Below are 5,075 nucleotides of genomic sequence, written 5' to 3'. Positions count from 1 at the left end.
TCTGAAAGTAATCGAGGTTTTAATATCTTAACCAATATTGGTACGCCAATAAAAGGTCAGGATGAAAATAGTAGTAAATTCCCAAGCGGAAGTACGACTGTGGGGTTGCAAAGCACGGGTAATGAAACAGAACAGTTGACCAAAGCGACGATGGGGCAAGGTACTGTTACAAATGCAACTGATGGTACAAACAGAGATATTAACCAAAACCAAGAAATTACCCGAGATCAAGTGACAGGGATGTTAGATGGTTCTGTTACGGTGGATCATCGATTGTTGACGGAGAGTGGGCGAGCTGAAATTATTCAGGAGCAGAAGAATTTACCACAGAATGGAAAAATTATCGCAGGTTCGACAGCTACTGGAGGGTTAATTTTAGGTTCAGGTATTGTAGGTTTATTTGATGAAAATGGGACTGTAAAAGATGCTACTACCCTAACTCAAAATAATGTAAATGCTGCATATAATTCAGACTTAGCTGCAAATCTACAATTAATTCAAGAAGGAAAGTCAACGAATGTTGTCGATAATCAAGATATACTAAATAAATATAGCCAAGGGTTGATTGATGAAACAAGTGTAGGAAACACCCAAATTAATTTGGTACAAGATCTCTTAAATAAAGATGATTATCGAGTTAACGCAACAACCAATATTACAAATAAATTAGATACTTATCTTGATGTGAATGCTCAAAACAAGAGTGTAAATTTAATTACACATGAAGCTTCACATCAAGCAGGTTTTAGTGAAAATTCTGCAGACGCATTAGCTTGGCTTGGTGAAACTGCATTTAACATAAATAGTTGGGTCAATTCAACAAATATTAATGATACTAAACACAACATTCAAAACATACCAAAACCAATTATTTCTGGTGTAAATGATTCCCAAGCCCAACAAGATTTACTGGCAAAAAATGCATCACAAATCGCTGTGCAACAAGCTGTTGGGGATGATTTTAAAGATAGACAGCCTACAAGACAGCGAGATGAAAAAATTGATGATGTTTTTCATAAAAACGTTGCAACACATTCAGCTGTTATATTTAAAGATGACAAAGTATCCAATGGATCAATCATTGCAAATGATTTAAAAATTGCAGGCAAATGTAGTACAGACACCCAATGTAAGCAAATTGCATTAGGTTTGACTAAATCTGATGGAAAAACCTATTTTATTGTTTCAAATAAAGACAAAGATCAGGGGGTTAATGGTCTAAGACTTCAAGCTGAAACATTAATGGCCCAACTTGGAGGAGATTTTAAAGCGCTTGCTGGTTCGAATAAGGATTTACAATTACAAATCAGAGATTTATTAGTCAAAGGACAAAATCAGCCTGCGGTTGATATTAGTGATTTATATAATATTGCAGAAGGATTGGCCTATGTTCGTATGTATAAGGATGCAGGAGTTATTCCTTCAAGTAGTATAGGATCTGCGATCAAAGATGCATTTAATTATTCAAAAGCAGCGAAATTAGATAATGCAGTAAATTCAAATACGACGGCATACCCTCAGGACTTTGCGATAGATGATTTGAAAGTACCAGGTAGACAGATTGATACTGCTCTTAATATAGGTTCTACTGTAATGACAGTTGCAGACTTAGCCTATATTGGAAAGTATGGTTTAACAGCATTTAATACGATGAAAGCTACTAAGGTAGCCCAAAATGCGGAAAAAGCAGCTGCGAGAATTGAAAATAATGTTTATCGTGATGGAGAAACTAGTGCTGATTGGACTTCTGCTAAAAAAGTCTCGAATAATATCAACTTAGCCGGACATTGGCAGAAACATAAAGATGAGTTTCCTACATTATTATCTCAAAATGATTATTACCGTTTTGCACAAGATTTTGTAAATAATCCACCCACTGGTACATTAGTGAAAGTTAGAAAGAATGGTGATAGTGTGTTGTATCAACCGAGTACAAATACATTTGCAGTAAAAACAAAAGACGGACTTCCTAGAACTATATTTAAACCGAACCCAAAAGAACATGGTTATTCAAGTAATTTGGAGTATTTTAATGCACAATAATATGTTACATACATGCAGAATTTGTGGGTATTTTGATGAAACAATATTCCCATGGGGAGATGATGGTAAAACTCCAACATTTGAAATTTGTCCATGTTGTAATGTTGAGTTTGGTTATGAAGATATTCAAATTAGCAGTATTGTGAAGTATAGAGAAAAATGGATGAATTCTGAGAAATTTAATTCAAGTGAGAAATACTTAAAGCAATTAGATAATATTTCTTCTCAATATTTTATGTAAATTAAAATATAGGGAAGATGATATGTTGAAATTTTCACAAAAAGTTTATGATGAGTTACAAGCGGAATTAAATTTATTATCAGCAAATGCAGAACCAAACCACGCTTGATGCCAACAATATCAGTTTGAAGAGCAAAGGAGATACCACACTTGCAGGTGCGCAAGCGACAGCAGATCGTATCGATGCGGATGTAGGCGGTAAGCTCAATATCATTAGCCAACAAGATACAATTGATCAAAAGATAGATCAAACAGGGATAGGCGGACGAGTACAGGCATCATTGGGTACCGCATGGCAAGCCTCAGGTAACTATAATAATAGCAATGCCAATGGACAATCGAACGGTGTCAACCAACAATCAGGACTATTTGCAGGAGATGGTGGTTATCATGTCAAAGCAGATCGTGTTGATCTCCAAGGTGGTGCGATTGTATCCACAGCAACAAAAGATAAAAATGATCTGACTGCCAATAGTTTGACGTTTAGCAATATAGAAAATAAGAGCAGTTATGATGCGACCACTGTGAGTCTATCGGGTGGTACAAGCTTCAATAAAGATAAGACATCTGGTAATAACGAAGCATCAAATCCGACCAATAATGACAACTGGCGTAATGCGACCAGCTTTAGCCCAAGCTTACCACAACATGAGTCAGACAAAGACAGTAGTACGACCTATGCAACGTTAAGCGATGGCAATATCACGATCGGTGGTAAGCAGACGACGACTGAGCAGTTGGGTATCCATAGTGACGCAGCAACAGCCAATAAAAAGTTAGACACATTACCGAACTTACAAAATATATTGGACAATCAGAAGTCGGTGGCGGATGCGACGTCGACGATTGCGGCTGCGACCAGAACATATGCACAAGATCAAATCAAAGCTGCCAATGCACAAAAAGAAGAGATTAAAACAGCACTTAAAGGTTATTTGAGTGAGGATGAGTTAGCTAATGTCAAGCAAATGACTCCAACAGAACAAGACGCATACTTTTCACAAAATTCGACTTATGCAGCTGCATTAGCAAATGAGAAAGTTGTTACTGGTAAATGGGGCATCGGTGGTGATAGTAGCCGTGTTTTAAATGCAGTCACTACGATCATTACAGGTGCGTTAGGAGGTCAAACAGATCTACAAGTTGCTACTAATACTCTCGCACCTTATGCATCGCAATTGATTGGTTCCACTGTTGGTCATGGAGAAAATGAGAATACAGCAGCACAATTGGTATCTCATGCAATATTGGGTGCGGTTTTAGCCTATGTCAATGGAGGAGATCCAGCAGCAGGTGGAAGTGCAGCAGTTGCGAGTGAAGCAGCGGCGAAATACATTGCAAATCAATACAATGATGGTAAGACAGCAATTAACCCTGAAACTGGCAAGTTTGATCCGAACTTATTACCTGAAAGCACTAAAGCAAGTATTCGTGATTTAACTTCAGCAATTGGTGCAGCAGTAGGTGGCACGGTTGGTGACTCGACATTTAATGCGCAGTTAGCGGGTGTGGTTGGGAAGAATGCGGTTGAGAATAATGTATTAGAATCAGTAAGAAAAGATAAAACAACATATTACGATGATATAGATATCAAATTTAATATACTTCAATACGCAGTTGCTAATGGCTTAATTGCAAGAGAATCAGTACCAGAAAGTATTTTTGAGGAATTGACTGATACAACAAACTATAAATCATCTGATGGAACTACAATATTATCACCTGAGGCAAATACATTTTCAAATGATTTTGATAAGCAGATTAAAGACGGGGATGTAATATCACAATCAGAGTATGAACAACTTGTTAAAGATAACCCTAAACTTATTGCTGAGCTGCAGTTAAGTCTAGTTAATCAATCAATTGTGAACGAGAGCCGAGAATTATGGGATACAATAAAAGGACCCGTTTTTAAATATGTTGTACCAGGTTTACAGTTAACAGGAGGAGTTGCTCAACTAGGTTTAGCCGCTGGTATAGATGTAGCGGGTTGTGCAACTGTTGTAGGCTGTGGCATAGCTGTAGTTGGATCTAGTTACTTTATCGTAAATGGTAGTGATGATATAGCCACAGCTATTGCTAATTTTGGAAAAGAGCCATTAAAACAGACAAATTCATTCGTATTAACCAATAATGGAGTTGATGAGGAAACGGCTGGAAATATTAAATTAGTCAGTGGAATTGTTAACTTATTTGGTGAAGCAGTAATTGTTAATCAGGGGTTAAAGGCGACAACAAGTACGGTTGGAAATGTTGCTAATAAATCAAGTGATTTAATGGACAGTAGTACTGCTGCTGGGGATACAGTAAGACATAATTCTGTTAGTACAGCAATTGGTGATGATTCAGCTACAATTAACAATTTTAAAAATGCAACTGATACTGGGAATGGGCATAATATAATTGTACATGGTAGCAAACCAAATTATGATGAAATAGGTGGGATCACAGTTATTAATGATAAGCCTACTAATGTTGAACAAGTAGCAGAAGCAGTTAGAAATAATCCAGATTATGTTGCAGGAACACCAATTTGCTTTGGGTCATGTTGGAGTGGTTCTAGTGGTACTGCTCAGGAATTAGCAAATTCATTGAAAACTCCTGTATATGCTCCGGTAATCCCCCCTAAAAATAATAGGATCTAAAAGTAGAATTTTCTCTTAAGATACAAGCAGGAGATTCTGCATGAAAACATCTAAATTTACAGACAGCCAGATCATGTCCATCTTAAAGCAAGCGGAGTCTGGTACACCTGTTGCTGCCCTATGTCGTGAACACGGTATGAGTAATG

3 protein-coding genes and 2 pseudogenes are annotated in these 5,075 nt (G+C 37.1%); all 5 read left to right on the top strand.

Translation table 11 applies throughout. The features are described from left to right. Positions 1–2,043, top strand: a pseudogene (locus tag F960_RS22915) (hypothetical protein); the annotation flags it as partial. Further along, positions 2,033–2,284 (top strand): hypothetical protein, encoded by a 252-nt coding sequence (locus F960_RS05570; protein WP_004846994.1) that lies wholly within the window; start codon positions 2,033–2,035, stop codon positions 2,282–2,284. The pseudogene F960_RS22915 and the gene F960_RS05570, both read left to right, overlap by 11 nt. A 92-nt stretch (positions 2,285–2,376) precedes the next feature. Further along, positions 2,377–3,825 (top strand): annotated as a pseudogene (locus F960_RS23295) (VENN motif pre-toxin domain-containing protein); the annotation flags it as partial. Between the two features lie 735 nt (positions 3,826–4,560). Then, entirely contained in the window at positions 4,561–4,929 is a 369-nt protein-coding gene (locus F960_RS23320) for a DUF8616 domain-containing protein (protein WP_507730518.1), read from the top strand. 40 nt (positions 4,930–4,969) lie between these two features. After that, a partial coding sequence (locus F960_RS05560) for a transposase (protein WP_004860278.1) occupies positions 4,970–5,075 on the top strand: 106 nt, incomplete at its 3' end.

Source organism: Acinetobacter gerneri DSM 14967 = CIP 107464 = MTCC 9824 (assembly GCF_000368565.1).
GTDB classification, from domain to species: Bacteria; Pseudomonadota; Gammaproteobacteria; order Pseudomonadales; family Moraxellaceae; genus Acinetobacter; species Acinetobacter gerneri.
This window is presented reverse-complemented; position numbering and strand designations above follow the sequence as displayed.